The 26,319-nt window shown below is 44.0% G+C and carries 22 protein-coding genes; all 22 read left to right on the forward strand.

Annotation, left to right across the window (positions count from 1 at the left end; genetic code table 11):
- On the forward strand, positions 1–491 hold a 491-nt coding region (locus tag U5K72_18190; GenBank protein ID MDZ7720754.1), incomplete at its 5' end, for a sulfatase-like hydrolase/transferase.
- 20 nt (positions 492–511) lie between these two features.
- Positions 512–784: a hypothetical protein gene (locus tag U5K72_18195; GenBank protein ID MDZ7720755.1), complete on the forward strand. Its 273-nt coding sequence runs from the start codon at positions 512–514 to the stop codon at positions 782–784.
- A gap of 156 nt (positions 785–940) precedes the next feature.
- Positions 941–1,153 (forward strand): hypothetical protein, encoded by a 213-nt coding sequence (locus U5K72_18200; protein MDZ7720756.1) that lies wholly within the window; start codon positions 941–943, stop codon positions 1,151–1,153.
- Positions 1,154–3,146: 1,993 nt separating this feature from the next.
- A complete protein-coding gene (locus tag U5K72_18205; protein ID MDZ7720757.1) occupies positions 3,147–3,503 on the forward strand; it encodes a DUF1080 domain-containing protein in 357 nt (118 codons plus the stop codon).
- Between the two features lie 1,220 nt (positions 3,504–4,723).
- Positions 4,724–5,137, forward strand: coding sequence for a sulfatase-like hydrolase/transferase (locus U5K72_18210; GenBank protein ID MDZ7720758.1), 414 nt, complete (start codon positions 4,724–4,726; stop codon positions 5,135–5,137).
- 1,970 nt (positions 5,138–7,107) lie between these two features.
- Positions 7,108–7,701: a hypothetical protein gene (locus tag U5K72_18215; GenBank protein ID MDZ7720759.1), complete on the forward strand. Its 594-nt coding sequence runs from the start codon at positions 7,108–7,110 to the stop codon at positions 7,699–7,701.
- 407 nt (positions 7,702–8,108) lie between these two features.
- Positions 8,109–8,576, forward strand: coding sequence for a hypothetical protein (locus tag U5K72_18220; GenBank protein ID MDZ7720760.1), 468 nt, complete (start codon positions 8,109–8,111; stop codon positions 8,574–8,576).
- 4 nt (positions 8,577–8,580) lie between these two features.
- Positions 8,581–8,811: a hypothetical protein gene (locus U5K72_18225; GenBank protein MDZ7720761.1), complete on the forward strand. Its 231-nt coding sequence runs from the start codon at positions 8,581–8,583 to the stop codon at positions 8,809–8,811.
- Between the two features lie 446 nt (positions 8,812–9,257).
- Positions 9,258–10,895 (forward strand): sulfatase, encoded by a 1,638-nt coding sequence (locus tag U5K72_18230; protein ID MDZ7720762.1) that lies wholly within the window; start codon positions 9,258–9,260, stop codon positions 10,893–10,895.
- Between the two features lie 256 nt (positions 10,896–11,151).
- Positions 11,152–12,693 carry a sulfatase gene (locus U5K72_18235; protein ID MDZ7720763.1) on the forward strand — a complete coding sequence of 514 codons (1,542 nt, stop codon included), beginning with the start codon at positions 11,152–11,154 and terminating at the stop codon, positions 12,691–12,693.
- Positions 12,694–12,840: 147 nt separating this feature from the next.
- The gene (locus tag U5K72_18240; GenBank protein ID MDZ7720764.1) at positions 12,841–14,121 is read left to right on the forward strand and encodes a Gfo/Idh/MocA family oxidoreductase; all 1,281 of its coding nucleotides are present in this window, start codon (positions 12,841–12,843) and stop codon (positions 14,119–14,121) included.
- Positions 14,122–14,458: 337 nt separating this feature from the next.
- On the forward strand, positions 14,459–14,671 hold the full coding sequence (locus U5K72_18245) for a hypothetical protein (protein MDZ7720765.1): 213 nt from the start codon (positions 14,459–14,461) through the stop codon (positions 14,669–14,671).
- Positions 14,652–17,255, forward strand: coding sequence for a family 16 glycoside hydrolase (locus U5K72_18250; protein MDZ7720766.1), 2,604 nt, complete (start codon positions 14,652–14,654; stop codon positions 17,253–17,255). The genes U5K72_18245 and U5K72_18250 overlap by 20 nt, the downstream gene beginning before the upstream one ends.
- Positions 17,256–17,663: 408 nt before the next feature.
- Positions 17,664–19,265: a calcineurin-like phosphoesterase family protein gene (locus tag U5K72_18255; GenBank protein ID MDZ7720767.1), complete on the forward strand. Its 1,602-nt coding sequence runs from the start codon at positions 17,664–17,666 to the stop codon at positions 19,263–19,265.
- 45 nt (positions 19,266–19,310) lie between these two features.
- Positions 19,311–20,369 carry a sulfatase-like hydrolase/transferase gene (locus U5K72_18260; GenBank protein ID MDZ7720768.1) on the forward strand — a complete coding sequence of 353 codons (1,059 nt, stop codon included), beginning with the start codon at positions 19,311–19,313 and terminating at the stop codon, positions 20,367–20,369.
- The gene (locus U5K72_18265) at positions 20,329–20,712 is read left to right on the forward strand and encodes a hypothetical protein (protein ID MDZ7720769.1); all 384 of its coding nucleotides are present in this window, start codon (positions 20,329–20,331) and stop codon (positions 20,710–20,712) included. The genes U5K72_18260 and U5K72_18265 overlap by 41 nt, the downstream gene beginning before the upstream one ends.
- A gap of 155 nt (positions 20,713–20,867) precedes the next feature.
- Positions 20,868–21,176 carry a hypothetical protein gene (locus U5K72_18270; protein ID MDZ7720770.1) on the forward strand — a complete coding sequence of 103 codons (309 nt, stop codon included), beginning with the start codon at positions 20,868–20,870 and terminating at the stop codon, positions 21,174–21,176.
- A 21-nt stretch (positions 21,177–21,197) separates the two neighbouring features.
- Entirely contained in the window at positions 21,198–21,356 is a 159-nt protein-coding gene (locus U5K72_18275; GenBank protein ID MDZ7720771.1) for a hypothetical protein, read from the forward strand.
- A 56-nt stretch (positions 21,357–21,412) separates the two neighbouring features.
- Positions 21,413–21,766, forward strand: coding sequence for a dienelactone hydrolase family protein (locus U5K72_18280; protein MDZ7720772.1), 354 nt, complete (start codon positions 21,413–21,415; stop codon positions 21,764–21,766).
- 151 nt (positions 21,767–21,917) lie between these two features.
- Positions 21,918–23,282, forward strand: a complete 1,365-nt coding sequence (locus U5K72_18285; GenBank protein ID MDZ7720773.1) for a hypothetical protein — start codon at positions 21,918–21,920, stop codon at positions 23,280–23,282.
- A gap of 148 nt (positions 23,283–23,430) precedes the next feature.
- Positions 23,431–25,218, forward strand: a complete 1,788-nt coding sequence (locus tag U5K72_18290; GenBank protein MDZ7720774.1) for an arylsulfatase — start codon at positions 23,431–23,433, stop codon at positions 25,216–25,218.
- A 148-nt stretch (positions 25,219–25,366) separates the two neighbouring features.
- Positions 25,367–26,254: a sugar phosphate isomerase/epimerase gene (locus U5K72_18295; GenBank protein ID MDZ7720775.1), complete on the forward strand. Its 888-nt coding sequence runs from the start codon at positions 25,367–25,369 to the stop codon at positions 26,252–26,254.
- The last annotated feature ends 65 nt before the right edge of the window (positions 26,255–26,319 follow it).

A 26,319-nucleotide genomic window follows, 5' to 3' on the forward strand; every position in this document is an offset into this window, starting at 1 on the left:
ACGATATGGGCTATGGCGATCTCAAAAGCTATAATCAGAATCAAAGATTCCCACTCCAAAGTGTGGATGGCTCAGCAAAAGGTATAAGATTTATGGCGATGCCCGTGCACCCGGAGCGCTGTGCCATCCGTCCAGTTTATGGTTTGTTAGCTGGAAGGTATCCTTTTAGTACGGTGCTTACAAGTGTCTGGCCGAATGAACCGGTTATTGAAAAAGGAAGGATGACGATTGCTTCGTTGCTGCAATCACAAGGATACAAGACATCTATGGTTGGAAAATGGCATTTGATTCGATCAATGAGTACGCAAGACCGGGCAGACTATACCGGAAATAATGGTAATAACGCAAGCTGCAGCCTATTCGGCAATATGAAGAAGATCACATGCTTTTGCGAGATGAACCATTTGACCGAGATTCAATTTAGATTTTTGGTATTCGCGCATCGACTGATATCCCGCCTTACTTTTATATACGTGATGACCGTGTGGTGAACCCGCCTCAAATACGGTAGATGATAATTTTAGCGGTGGGATATGGACGGATATCCAGGGTGTTTTCTGGCGAGAGGGCGGCATTGCGCCAAACATGGAATTTGGTGGATGTTTTGCCCCGTTTTACGGAAGAATCGATCCGGGTTATTGAGAACCACGGTTCTGCAAACTCCAATCAGCCTCTCTTTCTGTATGTTGCGTTCCGGCGCCTCATACTCCCTCAGTGCCAAACCGAGGAATTTGAGGGAGTCAGCGGGGGCGGGATTTATGGCCGACTTTATCGCGATGACTGATGGACGTGAGATATTCTTGCTGAGCTGGAAAACAGAGGTATGGCTGAAGAAACAATGGTGATTTTCACCAGCGATAATGGCCCTGTGTGGTATGATAAGGGATCGAATACGGCCATGATTCCAGCGGGGGCTTGCGGGGTATGAAGGGTGATGCACATGAAGGCGGGCACCGGATTGCCATTTATAGTTAGATGGCCAGGAGTGGTTGAACCGGGCACAGTTACGATGGAGCGATTATCCTTCATGGATATGTTGGCAACTTTTGCTGACATCACGGGCAAAGGCCTTCCAGATAATACAGGGAGGACAGTTTCAGCATACTTCCTGCTGACTGGCGAACAGCCAGAAACAGAAGCGATTATCCAGTAGTCGTCACGGTTGGTTAACGTAGTTGATCTGTCCAAGACAGAACCTGGAAACTGATCGATGGGCTGGGTTCGGGAGGTTTTACCTCTCCAGCCTATATCAAGCCGGGTCCCGGTGATCCAAAGGCAACTTTATAACCTTGAAGACTTGGCTGAGACAAATAATTGTGGCATGATTCTCCTTGAGATTGTTGAACAGTTCAAGGAATTACTCAAACAGAATGATGAAAATGGTCATAGTCGATGATATAAAAAATGAGTAAATGGAAAATTTTTAAAGGTTACAACCACTATCTATAGGTAAAAAAATCAAAAATTTAATTTCAAATTATGAGCCAACGAAATAAAAATTTCAATGAAGTCTTTTTAAAAAAAATGGGCATCGCTTCAGCTAGTCGTCAGTGTCCCATTAGTGGGCAAAGGCAAAAGTACCTCATATCAGTTCAAGCCCAGACGCCACCCGGTTAAAAAAATATCCAAACAACCATGTAAACCTGGGCCTTATCGGGGCCGGAGGTATGGGACAGGGTAATATTGCAACTGCCTTGCAATATGATGGTTTTAAAATAGTTGCCGCTTGCGATTTGTACGATAGCCGCCTAACCAGGTGCAAGGAAAGATTTGGAGATGATATATTTAGAACCATGGACTATCGTGAATTGCTTGACCGGGAGAATGTGGATGCTGTGGTTGTTGGAAGTACTGATCATTGGCACGATCTTCACGCCATCCACGCGTTGGAGAAGGGCAAGCCGGTCTACTTGGAGAAACCGATAACTCAACTATCAATGGTTCATAGGTGATCGAAACCGAGCAGAGAACAGGAACGCCTTTGATTATCAAAAGCCAAGTGGACCAGTAGTATTATCTATAGAAAAGTTCGTAGTTTTTATCTTGCCGGTGAAATAGGTGAATTGAACTACGTAGAAGGCTATACGGACCGTTTTACACCGAGGGGCATGGCAATACTCCATTCCCACCAATGCGACTACTGAAAACGTGGATTGGGAAACCTTTCGAAAAGATTTGCCCAATATTCCGTTTGGATCCTAAACATTTCAGATGGAGAAATTATAACGACGATGGCACGGGTGTGTCCGGAGACCTGTTCGTTCATCTATTTTCACGGATTCATATGATTTCGGGTTCGCTGGGACCAGAAAAAATTTTATGCAACCGGAGGCCTGGTATTCTGGGCAAGATGGGCGGGATGCTGAGGAGGTTGACGGCTCAGGCCTTTTGATTATCCTGGAGACAGAGGAGTCACCCAGCATTCAGTATGTCACTTAGAGTGAACTTTGCTGATGGATCAGGGGGAGGTTCGAGTATTTCGGCTTGTTGGGCTCAGGAGGTGAGATGCGATTTAGTGCGAAGAACCTGATGCTAAAGAAAAAGCAAAATGCCTGATGAAGCCAGGTATGAGAATTGATAATTTTAGTGAGGCAACACGAAAAGAATATGAATAGGTATGATCGCGAAAAATATCCCGAACAAAGAGCCAATATTATTGAACCTGGTGAGATTGTGGAGTATCGGAGCTCCTGCCGGCCATAAGAAAACCCGTTTCGATCATTTTACGGAACTTTACAGGGGCTATCCGGGAAGGCCAAAAGTTATTTCAGGATGGAATGTTTGGTTTGCGAGCTGCTGGGCCGGCACTGCTTGCAAGTGATAGTTTGAGAGAAGGGAAAGCCATCCGCTGAACGTCACGGTTGAGATGAGAGTCCTCTAAAATAAATTAATATAATAAAGTAATTAAAAACTTGAATATTATATTCAATAAAAGCAAAAAGACTATGTTTATATATAAAACATCTAAACTATTAATTTTTATAATCGGCCTCCTTTTTTTGGGAATGTACGCTCTGAAAATAATAATGAGCAAGAAAACACTGATAGTGTCTACGGCGAGTGGATATACTCTTTTGTAACGGCCAGTCAACTGGACGCTGGCGTGGTTACAACATGGATGCTACGCCAGAGAAATGGAAAGAATCATGAGTGGGGATGATTGGTACTCTCGCCAAGAAGAGGGTTCCAGAGTTAACATCATTACAAAAGAAAAATATCAGGATTTTGAATTCAGAGCCGAATATAATATGAGTGAAGGAGGTAACAGCGGCATTTTTCATCATGTGATTGAACAACCAGGGTTGGCGATACATTGGTCGGGGCCGGAGTTGCAACTTTCAGACAACGAGGCTTTTCCCCGTAATCCAACGCTTCTCAGTTGTCTTCACCACTATATGATTTGGAAACCAGCCGTCCCACAAAATACTCGTCCGGCTGGTGAAATGGGCTGCAACAAAAATCATTTCCAATGGCCCATTTATGGAATATTGGCAAAACGGTGAAAAAGTTATTGAATTTGAACGATGGTCTGTTGGGTGGTTCGAAATGGTTCGTGACACCAAATTCGAATGTCACACATCTCCCGCGAACTGTCCCTGAAGGTCATATCTGGGTCGCAAGATCATGGAGATAAGGTGAAATTCAGAAATATTCGCGTTCGAGAATTGAATTGAAAGGCATTCGATCTAACATTTTAAAAAAAAACTGCAATTTGCATCAATATTAGGTATACATAAACATTTAATCGTATTAGATAAAAGCAAGTACAGAGAAATGTACTGGGTTTGATATTTTTATTATCTGCGTGTAATCACAAAAAATAATCACATTGGGTGGGTCGAGCGCCACTCCTAGCCACGAAAATATAGCACTTTCAGAAGGCTAGTGAGTTGGGATGGACGCAAATTGATTGAACCGTGTGATAATCAGAAGTAAACTGATGATGATCTTTGATCCTCAATTTTATTATTCAAGAAATGATCGAAAAATAAACCTCAGAATACGTCTTGACTGTAAAAAAGCTATGCCCTCTGGTTACTCAAGTAACAAAATATCTAAATATATCCATAGATAAAAATCAGTGATATCTTACGTAAAAAATATATTCTATTGTTTCATTTTTGGATATTTGTCCTATTAATCAATATTAATTGTGTGGATGGCCGTAAATCTTTTCAAAATGATTCCACGATTTCAAAACCTAACGTCATATTGGTGATGACTGATGATCAAGGCTGATGCGATTTTGGTATTAAAGGAAACAATGTGATAAAAACCCCTCACCTTGATCTTTTGGCTAAAAACAGTGCATCGCTAACTGATTTTTACGTGCACCCGGTTTGTTCTCCAACACGTGCAAGCCTTATGACGGGTCGCCATAACTATCGAACCCGCGTTGTTGATACTTGGCGCGGACGTTCAATGATGGATCCTGATGAGGTTACTATCGCTGATGTATTACAAAATGCGGGCTATCGAACGGGTATATTTGGAAAATGGCATTTAGGTGATAATTATCCAATGAGGCCGATAGACCAAGGTTTTGATGAAGCATCGGTACATTTTTGGCGGTGGAATTGGCCATGGCATTCCGAACCAATTGGCAACGAGCGACGAACATGCGGATCCGCTGCTCTTATCATAACGGTAGATCGGTGCACACACATGGTTATGTCACAGGATGTTATCGGAGACTACACCAACCGATTCAGACGCCAAGCCCATGCCGATAACGAACCCTTTTTTGTATATCTGGCTTCAAATGCCCACGCATCTCCCTTACCACGATGTTCCACAAGATTGGTACGAATACTACCTTGAACAAGCTGATGAGTTAGCCAAACTGATAATTTCAGAGTCTGATGAAGATGAGTTGAATAATGAACTTGACACAGTAGCGCGAATCTTTGCAATGATTTCGAATATAGACGATAATGTTGGCCGGGTGATGAAGCAACTTCAGGATTTAGAGATCGCCGATGAAACACTTGTGATTTATCTGAACGACAACGGTCCTAATACACGTCGTTATGTTGGGCCGTTCCGTGGCATGAAAACTGAAGTTTATGAAGGAGGTATTCGTTCACCTTTGTGGTTTTATTGGCCGTCGCGATTAAGTGCCGAGTGTCGGTGGTGATCGCCCTGCGGCGCGTGTGGACCTTATGCCAACGATCAAGGAGCGTGCGGCATTGAAATACCAGAAGATCTTGAGTTAGATGGCCGAAGTCTGTTACCGTTACTGACCAATGATAATAATGAAGATTGGCCAGAGCGCACAATTACCATCCAGACTCATAGAGGAGATAACCCTCAACGGTATCATCATTTTATGATTCGTGACGACACTTGGAAATTGGTCAATAACAGCGGGACTTCAATTTTGAAGAACTGCCGGCGTGAGCCAACAATTCGAGCTGCTCCTCAGCTTGCACCTCTGCGACATCCGGCGAAACTAACGATTTCAGCGGATGAAACGTTGAAATTTTAGAAAGGCTTAAAAATGCTTATGATGAATGGTTTGACGACGTCTCCAGTACCCGGCCCTGACAATTTTGTAGCACCCAGAATCATGGTCAGGGCCACCCAGGCGGAGATCCTGACCAAGCTCACTCGTCAAGATCTGCAAACAAGGGACAGTACGGCTAAAATCGGCCGCCACCAGGCTATCTGGAAGCTCCAAGTTTCAGAAGTCTGGCTTGTACGACATCATACGTTACTCATCCATCCGGTAAAGGATGAAGCGGCAAGTCGCTAACAATTTCATTCGGTAATCAGAAATTGACTCGGAATATAAGTCCGCGTGCTGATGTATCTTTTTTCTTACGCAATGTTTACCTGGAATCAGGTGGGGCTTATTTGATTTAAGTGTGGAACTGAACACCAATAATGGTGAAGCAGATACCACCGCATCAGGTAATTCTCACCCGTAGCGATGACTAATAAACGTTTCCAGGTGCTCACTGGTTCGTGGATCTTGTACTCTGTTTGAGTTCTGTAACCTGATTATTCTTAATTCATTTAAAAATTTAAAAATATGATCTACATGCTAAAAAATACATTATTTCTGACTTTTCCCGTTCCATTTGTTGTAAATCATTATTTAGTTGATGCTCCCTCATCTGCCATTCATTGATCATTTCTAAACCATCTCTATAAAACTACAATTTATATCGTTTTAGTGAACAAAAAGTGATTGAAGCATTAATAGAGTACTGGTCACAGTATCAGAACGGTGGACTTACAAGACACATTATTGATGAAACTTCTTCAAAAAGAGGGGGCCATTACCTGAGAAGATGCCAAATTAAAAATGAATGAGTAAAAGTGAAATGTAATTTCTGCTTATTTATTGCATCACAATAATATATAACGCCGACATTAAATTTGATAGAAAATGAAACGAAGAACATTTATAAGTAATACTGCGCTTTATCTGCTTCCACTTTTCTTTTACCAACAATAAGTTTCAGCCAGTTTGGAGAAAGGAAAACCCCATTTCAAGCGATTGAAAGTCACCAGTTGAGTGATTTTGAGGATGAACAAGATGAAAGTCCAATTCTTTTCAAAATAGATCACATACTTATCTGGCAACGCTTAGGAGAAGAGAATATCCAGAAGACACGGAAATCATCTCGCTTTTGAATGGAGAAATGAAAAATGGGAAGAACAAAATCCGATTACGGCAAAAGAAGGTTCTTATGAAGCCATTAGCGCAGATTGCCATTTAGATGGGCAACCAGGGATTGCCTGGACAGAGATTAAGGACAATCAATGGTTAATTAAAGCATCCGTCTATGAAAAGGGGCAATTTTCTATGCCCTTATTAATAAGTGCCCCGGAAAAGCGATCTATCAACCCGGTAATTAAAGCGGTTGCCGAAAGATTCATTTGTCATTTCTTGGGAGAGTTTTGAAGAAGGTAAATTCTGTATTTATATAGCAACTTTTTTAGATGGTAATTGGACAGCTCCATTGTTGATTTCTGAAAAAGCCAAAAACAGCTGTCATCCAGCGATTGAAAAAGACCTGGTAAGGAAATATATACATTGCCTATGATGTGTCTGATGGCCCCCACCGAAATATTGAATTGAAAATAATTAATAAGAATTTGGATATTAAAACTGTACCTGTAGCTATAGGCGGAGGTTTTAAAGATCGTGTGAACATTAATGTAAAACCTGCCCTTGCTTTTGATAAGTCTGGAAAGCTATGGATCTCATGGGAAAACAATCGATTTGCACATCGATTAGAAGATGGTGATAATTATACTGGAGACAGGTGTTGTGCCATGGTTTGTTATCATAATGGGAAATTATTAGAGCAAAAAGAAAATGGCAGGTGGCTTTTTAAAGGTAAGAATGATCACTGGCCAAACTTCCAAAAAGATCTTAATGGCAATCTCTATGTAGTTACTCATTGTGGTGGAGATTTTGAGGGGAATCCATATTGGAAATTCAGGATATCATATCTCGACCCTATTGAAGGATGGTCGAAGCCAATAACCCTGCTGGAGACAAAACAAAAAGGGGAATCTATCATCCCTACGATCGCTTTTGATAAATCTTCTGAATCATTCTGGCTGGCATGGAAGAGTGAACAATTCAAGAATCGGGATTACGATATTCCAAATAATACTGAAACATTAATCAGGTCAGAGGCGTGGTATGCTAGAGTTGAATCGTTTTCTTCGCCTGAAACTTAGGAACACAGGATGCAGACCTCAATCTCACTCCAACAATGGTAGAGGAATGCCATCCGGTAGATAAAGATGTTACGACCGTTTCGAGCGGCAGGTCTAAATTCAAAAGACCCAGATGTTAACACAAAGGTGAAACTTACTCGCTGCTTATTGGTGAGTTTCATGAGCACTCGGAAAGATCAAGTACGCTGGCCTGCAGGTACAGATGGCACTCTTCATGATGATTATCGTTTTGGATTAAGCTCAGAAGGTTAGTGCGGTTGATATGGGCATCACTCGATGAGTGCCTGATTCAGCAAACCGAAGTGTACTGGAGAAAACATTTTAAGACTAGCTGATTTCTACAATGACAATCCTCACTTTGTCATACCCTCGGACAGTAGAGTGGACGCTTACCAACCGAGGAGAATTTGAAACAAGTCGGGGTGTTGGTCACAGAAAATATAATTTTTCCGACCACTGAAGAAGCGAAGAAATATATCAGAAATAAAGATGAAATATATTCAATAAACAATCCGGAAACAGCGAATGCTCCTAAGTTATGGAAATACATTCATGACAATGATATCAAATGTATCTCTATACCTCATCATCCTGCAGATGAAACGCATGCCTGCTGCTGGGAAACCCGAGATGAAGAGATCGAACCCATCGTAGAAATTTTCCAGTGTCGTGGCAATGCTGAATACCGGGGAGCCCCTCGTATGATCAACGTGGAACGGCACAGGCCTACAGAAAACGACAAAGGATTTATTGATTATGCTTTACGGGAGAAAAAATACAAGCTTGGATTTATAGCGAGTGGTGACCACAATAGTATTGGTGTAGGGCTTGCATGTATCTGGGTAAAAGAAACTAACAGGAATGGCATGATTTAAAGCAATGAAGGATCGACGTGTATTTGCTACGACAGGTGATCAAATTGAAATTGATTTTCGATTAAATGAAGCTTTTCAAGGGGAATCCCTTCAAAGTTTTGATATTCCAATGATGGAATATAGAATACAAGCTGCTGATGACATTGAAAGGGTGGATATACTTAGAAATAGCAGGATCGTGCGAACATTTAAACCAAAAGAGCCAACTTCAGGTTTTGACGGCGAATTCGTCTGATCAGAACTTTCAGGAAGAAAAAGGAATCCTTTATTATTACATGCGAATTATTCAGAAAAATGAGCATATTGGCTGGTCCAGTCCAATATGGGTTGAATCATAATAATCAATCTTTTTCGGAAAACATCACTTGGCCTAACTGGATTGGATTTTCTGATGACCGTGTGTTAAACTGGAACAGAATTCTCCAATTATTATGTGTAGGTGATAATATAAATAATTACTAACAATCGAGAAGAATATGGAACATATCCGTAAATTGGATGACGGTCGTTAAAGAGGCTGTATATTCAAAATCGCGGCAAGAGATTGTTCGGAATTTTTAAATTTAAACTTATTTACTAATTCTGTTATTTGAGTGTGATCGATTATATTTAGCGTCAATACAAACTCTCGAAATCGAATAGTATATTTTGCTTAAATCCAGAACAAAAATAAATGTTTTCATGAAAATTTTTGCCATAACTTTGTTCACTCTTCTCGGATTTTATCCGTTTTCAACTATTGATGCTCAAAACAATGACCAACAAAAACCCAACATCATCGTCATGTACTCCGATGATCACACGGCTCAATCCATCGGAGCTTATCAGGATGCGTTGAATTACGGGTTGAAACTGGACCATACGCCGACTCCGAATATCGACCGGCTGGCCGAAGAGGGAATGAGGTTTGATAATGCATTTGTCACCAATTCGATCTGTGTTCCTTCCCGGGCGGTGATGCTGAGTGGCATGCACAGTCATAAGACCGGCGTGGTAACCAACATGGAGGCGATGCCGGTGGATCTGGAAACATTTCCTGTGATCCTCCAACAGAACGGGTATCAGACAGCGATGATTGGAAAGTGGCATCTCAAAAGTGAGCCCCAGGGATTTGATTACTATGAAGTGCTCTATGGGCAGGGACCCTATTACAATCCCACCATGCGTACCCCAAACGGAGATATCGAGTATCACGGCCATACAACCGGAATTATTACAGACATTGCCCTGGAATGGCTGCGGCTGGAGCGGGAAAGAGACAAGCCCTTTATGATGATCTATAACCATAAGGCGCCTCATCGCGAGTGGCTTCCGGGTCCGTCTCTGAACGATTACCAGGACCGGGATATTCCTGAGCCGCCTAATCTTTTTTACGATTACTCAGGGTTGACGACGGCCGCTCATGAGCAGGATATGGAGATCAGTGAGCTTGGAGGACCTCAGTCGATGAACTGGGGACGGGATTTGAAAGTGCCGCTGCATCCGGAAACGGGAGAACCAAATCCGGGCTGGGAGAGACTGGTGAATGGGAACAGCCTGAGTGAAGATCAGCTTGAACGTATTACGGAAGCGTATGCTGCCGATAATGAATATTTGTACGAAAATTATGCAGACTGGTCGGAAGAGGAACGAACCCGGTGGCGATATCAGCGGTATGTGAAAGATTACCTGCGGGTTATTCGTGAAGTGGACAATGAAGTCGGCCGGCTCATGGCCTGGCTGGAACGGGAGAATCTGAAAGATAATACCATTGTGATCTATGGCGGAGACCAGGGCTTCTTTTTGGGGGAGAATGGCTGGTTTGATAAGCGATGGATTTACGAAGAATCATTCAGAATGCCCTTGATTGTTCACTGGCCCGATGGGATTGAACCGGGTTCCGTAAACGAACACCTGGTGCAAAATCTGGATATCGCTCCAACCGTTTTAGATCTGGCCGGAGTGGATAGACCCGACAGAATGCAGGGAAGGTCGATGGTCCCTTTGTTGAAGGGTGAAAATCCGAATGATTGGCGGGATGCCGTTTATTATCAATACTATGAAGGCCCGGAGGTGGAAAACGGGTGGCACGCGGTTGCACGTCATTATGGGTTGCGCACCCAACGGTACACGCTTGCACATTTCCCTGATCATGATGAGTGGGAGTTGTTTGACCTGGAAGAAGATCCCGAGCAGTTAAACAGTGTTTATGGAGATCCTGAGTATGCCGACGTACAAAAGGAATTAAAACAAAAGCTGGATGAACTCCAGGAAAAATATGAGGATGATAGCTGGTCGCAGATTACTCCGGGAGTCCCGTATCATGGAAAGAATCAGTAGTTGAGTTGAGAAGTATCCCCCTTTGAAGGGGGAAAGCGAACAGAGTGAGCCGGGGGATGACTTTCTAAGTCCAGAATTAACCATATCTTGGGTCATTTTTTCTAGAATCAAATACAATGTTTTCATCCCCCATTGCCCCCTTCGAAGGGGGACACTCCTAAAAAAAATCTTACTTCGGACTCATGTTAAAAAGCTTTTTCATTATGTTTATGCATCTTAACAGAATATGCCACTTGAATTCCAAACTCTTAATTGTATGAAACATCTTACATCATCCATTCTGATCACATTGCTCAGCGTGTTGTTTCTTGGTTTTACATGGACAGATAACAATTCTTTGTCTGACAGTGCCGCGGAACAATCAGATGACCGTCCCAATCTCATCCTCATCATCGCTGATGATATGGCATGGAACGATTGTGGGGCGTGCGGCCATCCCAATATTCAAACCCCCAATATCGACAAACTGGCGGATGATGGAATGATGTTTCATAAGGCATTTCTGACAACCAGTTCGTGCAGTCCGTCACGATCAAGCATGATTACCGGGACCTATCCCCATCAAACCGATGCTGAACAGCTTCACTGGGAGGTACCAGCGGAGAAAGTGACGTTTGTTGAAAAACTCAAAGAAGCTGGATACTGGACCGGCCAGGCCGGGAAATGGCACCTTGGAGATCATCTGGTTGACCGGTTTGATATGCTGGCCGAGGAAAGTACTGACGAATTGGAAAAATCCTATGGCGAACTTCCGGAGAGTGATAACAGCGGGTCGCACTTATGGGTGCCGCTGCTGGAGCACCGCCCGGACGATCAGCCCTTTTTTCTCTGGCTGGCCGCCCATGATCCGCACCGAGGCTATGAAGAAGGTATCATAGAGAACCCTCATTCCGTCGATGATGTAATCCTCCCGCCCTATGTACCGGATACCGAAGAGGTGAGAAAGGATTACGCTCTCTATTACGATGAAATCTCCCGGATGGACAGCTATATCGGGGATGTGGTGGAGACTTTGGAAGAACAGGGAGTCAGCGATAACACACTCATTTTGTTTATCAGTGATAACGGCCGCCCGTTTCCGAGAGATAAAACCACGATGTATGACAGCGGTATCAAAACCCCGTGGATCGTGAAATGGCCGGAACGAGTTGAAGCCGGATCACAAACCGAGTCACTGGTTAGTTCTGTGGATATCGGTACGACATTTCTGTCTCTCGCAGGTATTGAGTCCTTTGAATCGTCTCCCGGAGTTGACTTTAGTCCGGTGCTGACAAATCCAGAGGCCGAAGTTCGCGACCGGATTTACAGCCAGGCTCACTGGCACGATCATGAGAACTTTGTCCGAGCTGTCAGGGATGAACGCTTTAAGTACATCAAAAACTTTTTTAATGATCTGCCGCGTACGCCTCCAGCGGATGCTTTGACCGGCGGCACCTTTGGTGAAATTCGCAGGCTTGAAGAGAGCGGTCAACTTGATGACAATCAACGAGATCTCTATTACGAGCCGAGGCCGGAAGAGGAGTTGTACGATCTTGAAAACGATCCGCATGAACTGAATAACCTGGCGGATGATCCGCAATACCGGGACGAATTAACCAAGCTGAGAGGAGAACTTTTAGATTTCATGAAACAGCATGATGACGGCGTTCCCCGTCTGCGGACACCGGATGAATTCCATCGCGTAACCGGCGCACCACTGCCCAATAACGAACTACCGAGAGCACCTAAAAAAGAGATGTTTGGCGGGTGTGAGTGTATTTATCTGCCGCCCGATGGTTACTTTGAAGATCTGCCATAATTGAGGTATCTGGTGGTTGGAATGTGTATATGTATAAGGATCCGATCTCATTATATCGGTATACTATCTGGAATTGAACGTTTATGAATTTTTTCGTTATCCTGTTCAAATATTTAATCACGCACATAATTTTAAAAAATGAAGAAGTTGGATAAAGATTCTAAGAAAAAAAGGTTCAGCCGGAAAGATTTTTTGAAAAAATCGATCCTCGGTTTAGGAGCCTTTACAATTGTTCCCCGCCACGTACTTGGGGGCAACGGATATACGGCTCCAAGTGATCAACTGACAAAAGCAGTGATCGGTGTAGGCGGTATGGGAAGGGGGCATTTGACGTATCCGGGTTCTAAGTTAATTGCTGTGTGTGATGTGGATGAAAACCATTTGAGCCGGGCATTGTCAATGACGCCGGATGGAGTTAGAGGGTACAGTGATTACCGGGAAGTGCTCGAACAGGATGATGTGGATATTGTGCATATTGTAACGCCTCCCCACTGGCATGGAAAAATGTCCGTGGATGCAGCCAATGCCGGTAAAGATATCTGGTGCGAAAAACCGATGACCCGAACCATTGGTGAAGGCCAAGAAGTTGTAAAAGCTGTAGAAAGAAATGGAACCATCTTTCGCTTAAATACATGGTTTCGTTTTAGAAGTAATTTCTATGGCTTGGGAACTACAGTAAAGCCGATCAAGAAACTGGTTGAAAATGATGTTTTCGGCTGGCCCCTGAAAGTAACGCTGAGCGAAACAACGGGATTTAACTGGAAGTTTGTTTGGAGGGGTAAAACGGATCTGGAGCCTCAATGGATACCGGAAGCATTGGACTATAATATGTGGTTAGGGCCGGCACCGTATAAACCATACCATGAACATCGGGTTCACAGCAATTTTCGGGGATACTGGGATTACGACGGCGGAGGACTGGGAGATATGGGTCAACACTATATCGATCCGTCTCAATACTTGTTAAATAAAGACCATACAAACCCTATTTACGTTGATGTAGATGCTCCGCAACAACATCCTGATGCAGCCTCCTCGTGGCGAAGAATTGAGTTTACCTACGATGATGGGTGTAAAATTGTGTTGGATGGTGAAAACCGGGATAAAGACGCTGCTTTTATTGAAGGGCCAAAGGGAAAACTGTACCGGGGTTTTCAATCAGATATTCCCAATATTAGAAAATTAGCAGATTCGTTGCCGGAACCTAAAACTCAAGTAACAGATTTTAGCGAAGCCGTTAAAAAACGGAAAACATTTGCCCTGAATGAGAAAAATGGTCACAGGTCATGCAATATCGTAAACCTTGGAATTATAGCCGTACGCCTTGGGCGGTCGCTGGAGTTTGATCCGGAAACGCAGACAATTGTGAATGATGAAGCGGCAAACCGGATGATTCATCAACCCATGCGTTCTCCCTGGCAGATATAGGTACTCGTTATCAATTAAATTCCATAGATCAACGTTGCGTGTTAACAATAAATAGTGTCAGGTCAATTATAATATACCGGGTAATTAATTTAGAAAAATGGGGTAATCCAAAGACAAGAATTACGGATGAACCTTGAATCTGCTACATTTAGAACTTTCATCGTTTCGCCCTCTCCCCCAACCCCTCTCCCCGCGGGAGAGGGGCGAAGGGGTGAGGGTGAAACGAATTTTTTGCACTGATTCGTGATTATTTACCAGATTATTTAACACGTATAAAAAAATTATGATCGACATATCGACTGAAAACATAAATTAGACTGACAATTATCCAAACAAAATGAAATTTTTCTCAACAGTTTTTAAAGCTGCTATTGTTTTCTCACTGGTATTTACCTCCTGTAAACCGGCTGAGGTTACACAGCAAGAACCTGAACCGGCTGCAGCGAATAATATTCATCAGGAGGTATCGAAACTCATTATAAATATGCCGGCTGAGCATCATCAGGAAGAGGTTTGGGTCAATGAACAACTTGTGGATCTTGGAAGGTGATGCTGTTCATGTTCTGTCGGGAATGTTGATTGACCCGGCCCTGGGCAGTGATCTTCAGGCCCGGTATGCACTGAGCAGCCTGGCGAACTATGTGGCCCGGCCCGGAGCCGAATCAGAAAAAAGAGCATTTGAAACGGCGTTGCTGTCCGAAATTCAAAAAGATCACTCGCATGAAGTACAATCATTTTTAATGGAGCAGCTCAGGCTTTCGGCAAGTGACAGATCAGTGCCGGTTTTAGAATCTTTTTTAACACATGACAGGCTATATAATGATGCACTGCGCGTCTTTTTGATTATTGACTCGCCCGCCGCCGCGAACAGTATAAGGCAATCCTTGCCTGCATCGGAGGGGCCGAAGAAAGTCGCGCTGATTAAAGCTCTTGGTGAGCTTAAAGACAGGCAGTCCGTTGAAATGATTCAGCATGCTGCCGGATCAGATCAGTGGCCATTGGTTCGTATGTCACTTTTTGCTCTATCCAATATTGGAGAGCCCGGCGCATCTTCACTTTTTGAGCAGGCCATAGATACGAACAGCGGATTCAGGCAGTCCGAAATCATCTCTTATTATGCAGGCTATGCAGAAGCCCTGCTGGAGTCTGGTTATGCTGCCGAAAGTGATGTCATAGCGGAATATTTTTTAAAAGGAGAATTTCCGGCACACATTAAAAGCAGCGCACTTCAAATCCGTTTTCAGGTTCAGGGTGAAGAAATTGTTGATGAGCTGATACAGATTGCACAAAACTCCGAACAAATTCTTGCAACATCCGCATTGAGGCTGATCAATGAGCTGGAAGGAGAAGAAATAACCAATAAATTGATAGATGGATTCGAAGAGTCATCTTCAGAATCCAATGCAACCTACTTTATTGAAGCGTTGGGAGATCGGGGGGACTTATCAGCAGTTTCTGTTTTAAGAGATCAAAGCGAACATTCGAGTAGTGAAATCAGATTGGCTGCGTTGCAGGCTCTGCACCAGATCCAGGATGAAGTTGAACCCGAACTTGCTATTGGAGTTTTAGATAAAGCCAATACAGATCAGGAAATTGAACAGATTGAAAATCTACTGCTTCAATTGGAGCCTGACGTTGTGGTGCCTGTTGCGGCTAAATCATTAACGGAAGTTTCCTCCAAAACAAAGCCGGTCCTTATCGATCTTTTAGCGACCTACCGGGCGAATGATCATAAGACGACTGTGTTGAATGAGTGGGACAGTGACGAGGAAGCGGTCAGAGTGGCTGTATACGATTACCTGGGAGTTGTTGGGAATGAGACGGATGCAGACCTGCTTGTTGAACGATTCAATGACGATATTTCAGATGATGAATTACAATTCCTTCAGACAGCCCTGGCTTCTGTCCTGAACCGGTCTGTGGCAGAAACAGAGCGAGACCAACTTTTCCGAACTTATTACAACAATGGTTCAAACCTGCAAAAAGCCCGTTTGACAAGCACCGTACCCCACATTGATGGAATGAATACTGTCGATATTATAGAAACGTCCCTTCGCCATTCCAACGCACAGGTGCAGTCCGCTTCTATGGAGGTGATGGGCATGTGGAACAGTACAGATATCCTGCCTCTGTTTACCCTGGCTGTATCAAAAACATCCGGCGAAGATCAACTGGCATTAATTAAAAACTTCACGCAGATCATCCATCGATCAGATAAGAGTCTTTCAGAGAAAGAGACGCTCATTCATGACCTCTTTTCAGCTATTGAGGGGAATCATTACAAAATTGAACTGCTCAACCATCTTGCTGAAAGCAGTGAATTGTTAACCCTGCAAACCCTCACCCAGTATGTTAATCATGAAAGGGAAGAGATTCGGGAAGCTTCCGTTCGTATCCTGTCTGATATTTTAGAACCGCACTATTCTGGAGAATCTGAACAGTTAAACCTGCCCAACGGAATACTTGCGGTTTTGAATGAAGAGATCAGGGATAAAGTAAAAGATGAGCTTGTGGAAAGATCGAACAGTCAAAACAAAAACCAGGAAGATCAGGAAGCAGAAAGTGAACCGCTGTTTGGTTCCCTGTTTAATGGCGAAAACCTGGACGGATGGCAGGTCATCGGCAATCAGGAATCCTGGGGAGTGGAAGATGGAATTTTATATACCGATGGTGCCGGCAGCGGGTGGATATCGACCGAAGGTCAGTATGATGATTTTATCATTGAACTTGAGTACAGAGTACCTGAAGGCGGCAACAGCGGACTGTTTCTAAGGGCGCCCCATGAAGGAAATCCGGCAAATGAAGGATTAGAAATTCAAATATTAGACGACTATGCCGAACGGTACGCTGATCTGAAGCCGTGGCAATATACGGGCAGTATCTACTTTGAACAGGCAGTCTCAAAAAGAGTGACCAAACCCGCCGGAGAGTGGCAGTCGATGAAAGTTCGGGCAGAGGGGCCGAACATTCAGGTAACACTGAATGGAGAACAAATTATTAATGCCAATTTGATCCAATACATGGAAAATGCTCCGAATCATCCGGGCCTGCTAAAACGATCTGGTTATATCGGTCTGCAAAATCATGGCGACAGGGTAGATTTTCGAAATATTAAGATTACCGGGATTGACTGAGGGATAATTTTATGATTGCTGTCAGAAGACACTATTCGGGATAAGATCCTCAGATATTTTTATTGACAGAACGCATTTACCGGTTGAGGTTGTTTTGGAGAGTGTCCCCTTTGAAGGGGGCAATGGGGGATGGAAAGTAGTGAATTCGAAATCCGATAATAAATATTTGAGTCAAATCAATACTCATCTGGTCATCCCCCTTGCTCACTCCGTTCGCTTTCCCCCTTCAAAAGGGGGATTTTTCTCAATTTTAAATTCAACCGGTAAACTCGTTGAACAGACTTTACATAAAGGAGTTTTACCCTCAGATAAACTGTCCGCTGTTTAGCAGAGAATTAACTTTGTATTCAAATCTCAGTTTATTACTCTTTTAAAGAGTAAAACAAGAACCCTCAACGGAAACTGAAAATGACAAATTTGATGCACCTTCAACTGGTAAAAAAAGCAGTTATTTATGCAAACCTGCTTTTTTCGTTAATGCTTTTATTTCCCGCAGCTAATCATGGACAAACCGTAATCAGCGGTTATGTCTATCATGATGCCAATGAAAATAATACGTTTGATTCCGCTGAGAAAGGTATTCAGGGGGTATTAGTTTCAAACGGTTCGGCGATTGTTGAGACTGATGAGAATGGATTTTACGAATTGGAATCCTCAGATAATTCTGTTGTTTTTGTTCTTAAGCCCAAAAGCTGGACCACAGGTTTAAATCATAACAATATTCCGCAGTTTTATACCATTTTGAGTACCGATGGGGCCGGTGGAACAGAATATGAGGGATTAAAGCCAACAGGAGAGGCAGCAGAGTCCATAGATTTTGCACTCTATCCGCAGGAGGAAACCGATCAGTTCAGGGTGCTCGTTTTTGGAGATACACAACCTCGTACCATCGAAGAGGTTAACTATATTGCTCACGATTCTGTTCAGGAAGTTATCGGTGTTGATGCTGCCTTTGGCACCACATTGGGAGATTTGGTATTTGATGACCTCAACCTGTTTGAACCCTTGAACCAGGTGATCGGACAAATCGGAATTCCCTGGCGGCATGTAATGGGAAATCACGATATTGATTTTTCTGCTGATACGAATTGGGACGCAAGAGGAACTTATTTGCGCACATACGGGCCCTCCTGGTATGCATTCACGTACGGAAACACTCATTTTATAGTGACCGATAATATTCGCTGGATTGTAGAGGAAGATGACAGGTATTACCGAACCGGCCTTGGTGAAGAGCAGCTGGAATTTGTTGAAAACTTTTTAGAGAAGATTCCCGATGATGAACTTGTGGTATTTATGACTCATATCCCCTGGGTGGATTCCACTCCATGGGCAGATGAAAATGAGAAACTGGAGCTTTTCAGGCTGATGGCAGATCATGATAACGCGATTACATTTGCGGCGCATACACACCGCCATTATCATCGGTTTATCGGGGAAGAGGATGGTTTTTTCGGTAACGAAGAGCATCATATGGTAAGTATGGCAACAGTTTGTGGCTCATGGTGGACCGGGGCACATGATGAATACGGGATACCTCATTCATTGATGCGAGACGGAACGCCAACCGGTTACGGTTTTTTGGATATCGAAGGGGATGACTGGAAATTTACATTTAAAGCCGCCCGCCGGCCAGCTGATTTTCAGATGCATGTTTCAGCACCCGATGAGGTTCCGGTTGAAGAACTGGATCAAGCAGAGATATTTGCCAACGTTTTTAATGCACTGCCTGATGCCTTGGTAGAAGCAAAAGTTGGTCACGAAGGAGAATGGGTGCCGATGTCAAAAACTCAAGAACCTGATCCTGTTTATAAGGCCATGAAAGAGCGTGAGGATCAGCTTACTGATCTCAACTGGAGACGTACAGGAGAGGCTAATCCAACTCCGCATCACTTATGGAAATCAAACTTGCCGTTAAACCTTGAGCCGGGAACCTATACTATATTTGTACGGGCAACGGATGACTGGCATGATTACGAAGGACGAAGGATTGTGCGGATTGTTGAGTAGCAAAAGAAAACAAGATATGTAACCTATTAAATTTGGGAAGTCATTATGCTAAAAAAAATAAATGTAACCCTGTCTGTTCTTACAGTTATAATTTTGATTCAAATTGCAGGCTGTACATCCCGGGATGCTGGCAATAACAATGAAATTAACAAACCCAACATTGTTCTCATTTTCCTGGATGATGCTGGTTTTGCCGATTTTCAGCCATTTGCCGAAACCCGGTATCCCACGCCCAATGTACAAACGCTGGCTGAAGAGGGTCGGCAGTTTATGAACTTTTATGTACCCCAGGCGATCTGCTCAGCCTCCCGCGCGGCACTGATGACCGGTACCTATCCCGAACGTAACGGCCTTTTTAATGCTCATCCGCCCAAGGCTCTGGGGCTTGAGACCAGGTTTGAGACCATGGCAGAAATGCTAAAAGAAAATGGATACAGAACAGGATTTTTCGGTAAGTGGCACCTGGGAGACCAGGAGGAGACACGTCCGCATAACCGTGGTTTTGATGAAACAGCCGGCATTATGTATTCCAACGATATGTGGGCCGGTCATCCCGAAAATCCTGAGTACTGGGGACAGTATCCCATGCACTACTGGAAAAACGGAGAGGTAATGATCGATTCGGTGACGGCTGATCATCAAAAAAACTTTACCACCTGGTTTACCGAAGAGTCGGTCGATTTTATCAACAGAAACAGTGGCGATCCGTTCTTTTTGTATGTCCCGCATCCGCAGCCTCACGTCCCGCTGTTTGTCAGCGATAAATTTGAAGGCAAATCAGGTACCGGTCTTTACGGCGATGTGATGATGGAGATCGACTGGTCGGTCGGTGAGATTGTAAAGGCACTGGAGGACAACGGAGTCAGAGACAATACGATTGTCATGTTTACTTCCGATAACGGCCCGTGGCTGTCCTATGCCAATCACTCCGGACAAACTCATTTCAGGGAGGGGAAAGGAACTTCATTCGACGGCGGGATTCGAAGTCCGTTAATCATTTCGTATCCGCAGGAAATTGAAAGCAAATACAGTGTCTCACAACACATTTTTCTCAATCGATCTGATGCCCACGATTGCCGAACTGACGGGATCAGAACTGCCTGATTACGAGATTGATGGTAAAAATGTGTGGAATTTGATTGTCGGGGATGACGATGCCGAATCTCCACAGGAGTACTATGCGTTTACGAATGGAAATGAATTTCAGGGAGTAATGAGCGGTGACGGGAAATGGAAACTGCATGTACCTCACGGATATCGAACCAGTCCGGTTGGCGGCAGGGACGGCATGCCCGGCTTATATCAACAATCTGAGATTGAGCTATCACTTTTTGATATGGTTCACGATCCGTATGAAAAGGTAAATGTGATTGACGAATATCCCGACATTGCAGATCGCCTGATTCGAATTGCCGAAGAACACCGGGCACAATTTTTTGAGGAGTAATGGATCAAAGTTTGTACTTGGTTGACAATGGAGTACTTCGAAATCACTACCATCGGATATCAGTAAAACGTTAACAACATTTAAAAAATGAGTAGTGTAAGCATAAAAATTCGGTTTATTGTATGGTGTTATAATTTTCCCCTTTTTATGAAGGAGTGGCCGATGCCTGCCGACTTACCAACGGTGGTATTCTCCAAGAAGAAGTGCTATATAAGCAGGTTGATTCCAGCCCGCCTCCAAAGTCTTCATGGACATCTATTATCCTCGAATTAATCAATCCAGAAAAAAAATATTCTGCAATTGTTTTCTACTTTGGTGGTGGTTGGGTTGGTGGTTCTATCAATCAATTTGAACCACATGCCAGGTATTTTTCACGAAGAGGTATGGTTGCTTTCCTTGTAGATTACAGAGTATATAACATGATATCATCAGATATCCTGCATTGTCTACTTGGTGGTGGTTGAGTGTGGCATCAATTGAACCACATGCCAGTACACGAGATATTCCCTAGCTACGTAACGGAATCCGTTGAGTCATTAGATGCAATCAGCTATGGAGAGCATGGAGATTTCATGTTGATACCTCGAAGATTGTTGCATCTGGTGGTTCTGCCGGAGGCCATCTGGCAGCAGCGACGGCATTAATCGATGACTATAACGAGAATACGGATAATATTTCAATAAGCAGTATCCCGAACGCCTTGATACTCTTTAATCCAGTTATAGACAACGGCCCCGGTGGTTATGGATATGATAGAATTGGTGATGCCTACAAGGACTTTTCACCACTTCATAACATTAAAAAGGGAGCGCCACCAACAATTTTATTTCTGGGAACAAATGATGATTTAATACCAGTAGAAACAGCCAAATACTACCAAAAAGTAATGGAAAATGTTGATAGTAGATGTGAACTTCATTTATATGATGAACAAGAGCACGGCTTTTTCAACTATAGAAATTTTGAATATTATAAAAAAACAGTTTCTGAGGCTGATAGTTTTCTCCAATCACTTGGGTACTTAAACAAGGAACCAGGAATAGCAATTGAATAACAACGCTTGTAGAATATATGTCACTGACATACTGATTCTTAAAAGAATTTAAATGATTGATTAATTAGTATTTATAAAGTTGATAATAAGAATTATGAATCTTCCTAAAATTGGTAAAATATTCTGTTTTTCAGTTATCCTATTAGGCTGCATGCCAGCTTTATCCACGGGACAGAATGCTAAAATTGCAGAAACCAACGGAATATGGCATATAAATTCTCAGCAGCAATGGGAAGCGGCAGCAGAAGATATGCATGACTTTACCCTGTCTGACGGCCTTCTCCGACCCACTACTGAAAAAGCTCTGTTTAGCTCAATATTTAAGGAGTTTCAAGAAAAACGAAAACTTTCCTCTATCACTTTTCAGCAGTCGCCGCAATGGGATAATTGGCAGAAGATCGCAAAAGTGACCCCGGACAGTGCAGTGGATGCTCCTGTGTTTGTTCCGGTAGGGGAGGATAATTACTGGCTGCTGGCGGCCTTGCAGGGCGATCAGGAATATGGTTACCATGCATGGCATAGCGAAGATATGAAATCTTGGAAGCATCACGGTCCGGTCACCAGCTGGCGGAACCGCTGGGTAACAACAGCGGAGTATCTGAATGGAACGTTTTACATCTATTTTGACAAGCCAAATGACGAGCAACCTCACCTGATTATGGACGATGATCTGGCTGATGGAAAACCGGGCAGGGAGATCGGGATGGTGTTCGATGATCCTTCGCACGGTTCAGATATGGCGATATTTCGTGATGGGGACGGTACTTTTCACATGATATATGAAGACTGGACCCCGTTGAATCCGCGCGAGCATTCCTGGGATTCCCCTCTGGCCGGGCATACCAACAGCCCCGATGGCTATTCCGGTTTTAAACATCACGAATTTAAACCTCCGATTGATGAACGTGCACCTTCTACCGGTTCCACGGCGGAGTATGCCCCAGCCTCTTCACATTTTGTTCCCAATCGCTATGCCGGTCCGTTTACCTATCAGATTCCTGAAAAAGAACAGGATGCCTTTGGGGATTACACAATGATAAAAGTAGGTGGACATTATTACCTGTTTTGTGATTATGATCCAAAAGAAGATGAAAAATCGATGCGTGTCGGTCGCTGGAGAAGCGATGATATTTATGATTCGTTTATCTGGGATGGAGAGATCGGTGAAGGATTTCACCCTGACCCGACCATCGGTTTTGCAGAGGGAAAATTTTACCTGATCGTACAACGCAGCGATCACGACTTTGTGAGCAGTGGACCGTGGGTGGATGGCGTAGAAGCCCGAGCTGGTGTCGATACCGATAAGGATGGCCAGATCGACCAGTGGACGGAATTTCAGGAGGTGTCTGAATCCTACAGTCAAAAAGCTGGCTTTGTTCGTGTAATTGAATCTGAACCGGCGAAATTACTAACTAATAACTTGCCAGCCGGATATGGCTTTACGTTTGAGTTTCGTGTTTCTGGAGGTGAATTTGCAACTCCTGTGATGGACGCGATACAAGTAGAATTTGAATAGCTGTACTTAACTTGTTGACACTCCTTGTGCTGCCTCCTGTTATTCAATCCTTTAGGCCCATCATGACGTTAAAAATATTTTTCCATAAAATTTCGGGTAAGTTCTCGAATCTTCAGAAAACAAGATCAATCTTTAAAAGCAAATAAAAATGAATGCAACAAATTACAGTCTCATAATCATTCTGTTTGCGTTAGTGTTCAATGCTTGTACCGAAAACAAAATCGATAGAGAGAATGCATTGCCCAATGTTGTTCTGATCGTTACAGACGACCAGGGCTGGGGAGACCTGAGCTACACCGGCAATGAAAATATCCGAACGCCCCATATCGATTCACTTGCTGTTGAAGGGGCTTCGTTTACCAATTTTTACGTGAGCCCGGTCTGTTCGCCAACCCGCGCGGAGCTTTTGACGGGACGATATCATCCCCGAAGTGGGGTTTATGGAACATCAGCCGGTGGCGAACGAATGGACCTGGATGAAACCACACTGGCTGAGGTATTCAAACGAGCGGGATATACAACCGGTATTTTTGGGAAGTGGCACAACGGCATGCAAGCTCCCTATCACCCCAATGCCCGTGGGTTTGATGAGTTCTACGGATTTGCTTCCGGCCACTGGGGTGATTATTTCAGTCCTAAATTCCTGGAACACAACGGGGAGTTGGTTCAGGGAGAAGGATATATCGTGGATGACTTTACAAATAAAGGGATGTCGTTTATTGAGAACCATCAGGAAGAGCCTTTTTTCGCTTTCTTCGCCTATAATACCCCGCACTCACCGATGCAGGTGCCGGACAGGTGGTGGCAGCAGGTTGAAGAGCGGGGCATTGACATGCGTCACCGTGATCCCGAATTGGAAGACACCACCTTTACAACCGCAGCCCTGGCGATGGTGGAAAACATCGACTGGAATGTGGGGCGGATCAACCAAAAACTGGAAGATTTGGGCCTCGAAGAAAATACCATCGTGATATACATGAGTGACAACGGCCCGAATAGCTGGCGGTGGAATGGTGGAATGAAAGGACGGAAGGGCAGCATTGACGAGGGCGGTGTGCGATCTCCGCTTTTTATCAGGTGGCCGGGGATGATAGAGAATGGGAAAGAAATTGATCAGATTGCCGCCGGAATTGATCTGTTACCAACGCTCGCCGATTTGGCGGAGATCTCTTTTGAAACCAACAAACCTCTTGACGGTATCAGCCTGAAGCCGCTGCTTTTGGGTGATACGGACTCGTTGGATGATCGCCTTATTTACAGCCATTGGAACGGGCGGACCAGTGTGCGATCTCAGCAGTGGCGGCTGGATCATGAAGGACTGCTCCACAACATCCCGCAAGACCGGGGACAGAAAAATGATGTTGCTGGTCAACATCCCGAGATAGCCGAATCGCTTTCAGATTCATTGGCAAACTGGGAAAAGGAAGTGTTAAGTGAATTGGAAAACAGTGAGCAAGACGACCGCCCATTCCCTGTTGGCCATCCGGAATTTCGAAACACGCAGCTTCCGGCGCGCGACGGGATCCCGCATGGAGCTATCGAGCGTTCGAATCGGTTTCCGAACGATTCGTTCTTCAGAAACTGGAGCAGCACCTCAGACAGTATCACCTGGGATGTTGAGGTTCTGGAAAGCGGAGAATTTGAAGTAGAACTGTACTATACGCTCCCCGAAGGGAATGAGGGGACGGTCATGGAACTTTCATTTGGGAATAACAGCATTTCGGAAACAATTGACACAGCTCATGATCCTCCAATTCGGGGGATGGAACACGACCGTATTGAGCGGCAGGAGTCGTACGTTAAGGATTTCAGACCTGTAAATCTAGGCAGAATCAATCTGAAAGCCGGACAAGGTGTTCTGACACTCAAAGCGTTGGATTTACCCGGCGGAGGCGGGCCGGATATTCGATTGTTGATGCTAAAAAGGGTGGATTAACCATTTTTAAAAAAACTTGACAAACCATCAGCATTTCTGCACATTTTCTGCGAGCTATTAATCAACACAGTTTAAACAATAAGTTATCCGTATTTCCGCTGACTCAGATCTCAAGCCGGATACATAATTAAAAAAGAATTCTTTACGTATGGAACTTGCAATACACAACTGGATGCGCGCCGAACCGATTGAAACCACAATCGAACGAATTGCCCGCCTCGGCTACCATAAACTGGAAATTTCCGGTGAACCGGAATCCTACGACACTCAAAAAGTTGGCAAACTGTTAAAAGACCACGGAATAGGCTGCTGGGGATCGGTCACCCTGATGATGGAAGAGCGAAATTTACTTGCTGCTGATGAAGATCAGCGGGCCATGTCTATTCAGTATGTGAAAGATGTTGTAAAAATGGTAAAAGAACTGAATGGTACTATGGTATCTGTTGTGCCGGGCACTGTTGGTAAACTGGTTCCCGATGGCCGTCCCGAAGAGGAGTGGGAGTGGGCCGTATCATCCATGAAAGAGATTTATGACTATGCGGAATCACAGGAAATTCTGATCGGCATTGAACCCATTAACCGGTTCGAAACCTACTTTATCAACAGGGGTGACCAGGCTCTTGCACTTGCAAAAGAGGTAGGGCCCAACTGCGGTGTATGCCTGGACGTGTTTCATATGAATATTGAAGAAGATGATATTTATGACGCGATTCTCCGGGCAAAGGGAAGAATCAACGGCATTCATGTGGCGGATAATAACCGGATGGCACCGGGGATGGGTAAATTAAACTGGCCTAAGATTATAGACACGGTAAAAGAAGCTGGGTTTGACGGGGCTATTTCTGTGGAATTCTGTTCACCGGTTGACCGAACTCCTGCAAATCCGTATCTGAATTCAATTGATGAGAAGCCGGAGGGGTTAAGTGCCGAACAGAAAAAATTTATTGAAGATCACGGCAGTACATCCGTTTCTGAAGAGTTCTATACGGAACTGACCCGCAGATCGGCTGAAAAGCTTTTACCGTTGATTAGTTGATAACCCTGAAGTAGGGCAAATAAATCTCCCCTTGCGCTTGCGTCCCGACCATTCGGGGAGGGGAG

The sequence above is a fragment of the Balneolaceae bacterium genome (assembly GCA_034521495.1).
Lineage (GTDB): Bacteria > Bacteroidota > Rhodothermia > Balneolales > Balneolaceae > Rhodohalobacter.

Coding starts and splice junctions, on each gene's coding strand:
- U5K72_18195 (MDZ7720755.1), top strand. CDS start 512: ATGATAATTTTAGCGGTGGGATATGGACGGATATCCAGGGTGTTTTCT.
- U5K72_18200 (MDZ7720756.1), top strand. CDS start 941: ATGAAGGCGGGCACCGGATTGCCATTTATAGTTAGATGGCCAGGAGTG.
- U5K72_18205 (MDZ7720757.1), top strand. CDS start 3,147: ATGAGTGGGGATGATTGGTACTCTCGCCAAGAAGAGGGTTCCAGAGTT.
- U5K72_18210 (MDZ7720758.1), top strand. CDS start 4,724: ATGCCGATAACGAACCCTTTTTTGTATATCTGGCTTCAAATGCCCACG.
- U5K72_18225 (MDZ7720761.1), top strand. CDS start 8,581: ATGAAGGATCGACGTGTATTTGCTACGACAGGTGATCAAATTGAAATT.
- U5K72_18230 (MDZ7720762.1), top strand. CDS start 9,258: ATGAAAATTTTTGCCATAACTTTGTTCACTCTTCTCGGATTTTATCCG.
- U5K72_18235 (MDZ7720763.1), top strand. CDS start 11,152: ATGAAACATCTTACATCATCCATTCTGATCACATTGCTCAGCGTGTTG.
- U5K72_18245 (MDZ7720765.1), top strand. CDS start 14,459: ATGAAATTTTTCTCAACAGTTTTTAAAGCTGCTATTGTTTTCTCACTG.
- U5K72_18255 (MDZ7720767.1), top strand. CDS start 17,664: ATGACAAATTTGATGCACCTTCAACTGGTAAAAAAAGCAGTTATTTAT.
- U5K72_18260 (MDZ7720768.1), top strand. CDS start 19,311: ATGCTAAAAAAAATAAATGTAACCCTGTCTGTTCTTACAGTTATAATT.
- U5K72_18265 (MDZ7720769.1), top strand. CDS start 20,329: ATGCCCACGATTGCCGAACTGACGGGATCAGAACTGCCTGATTACGAG.
- U5K72_18275 (MDZ7720771.1), top strand. CDS start 21,198: ATGCCAGTACACGAGATATTCCCTAGCTACGTAACGGAATCCGTTGAG.
- U5K72_18285 (MDZ7720773.1), top strand. CDS start 21,918: ATGCCAGCTTTATCCACGGGACAGAATGCTAAAATTGCAGAAACCAAC.
- U5K72_18290 (MDZ7720774.1), top strand. CDS start 23,431: ATGAATGCAACAAATTACAGTCTCATAATCATTCTGTTTGCGTTAGTG.
- U5K72_18295 (MDZ7720775.1), top strand. CDS start 25,367: ATGGAACTTGCAATACACAACTGGATGCGCGCCGAACCGATTGAAACC.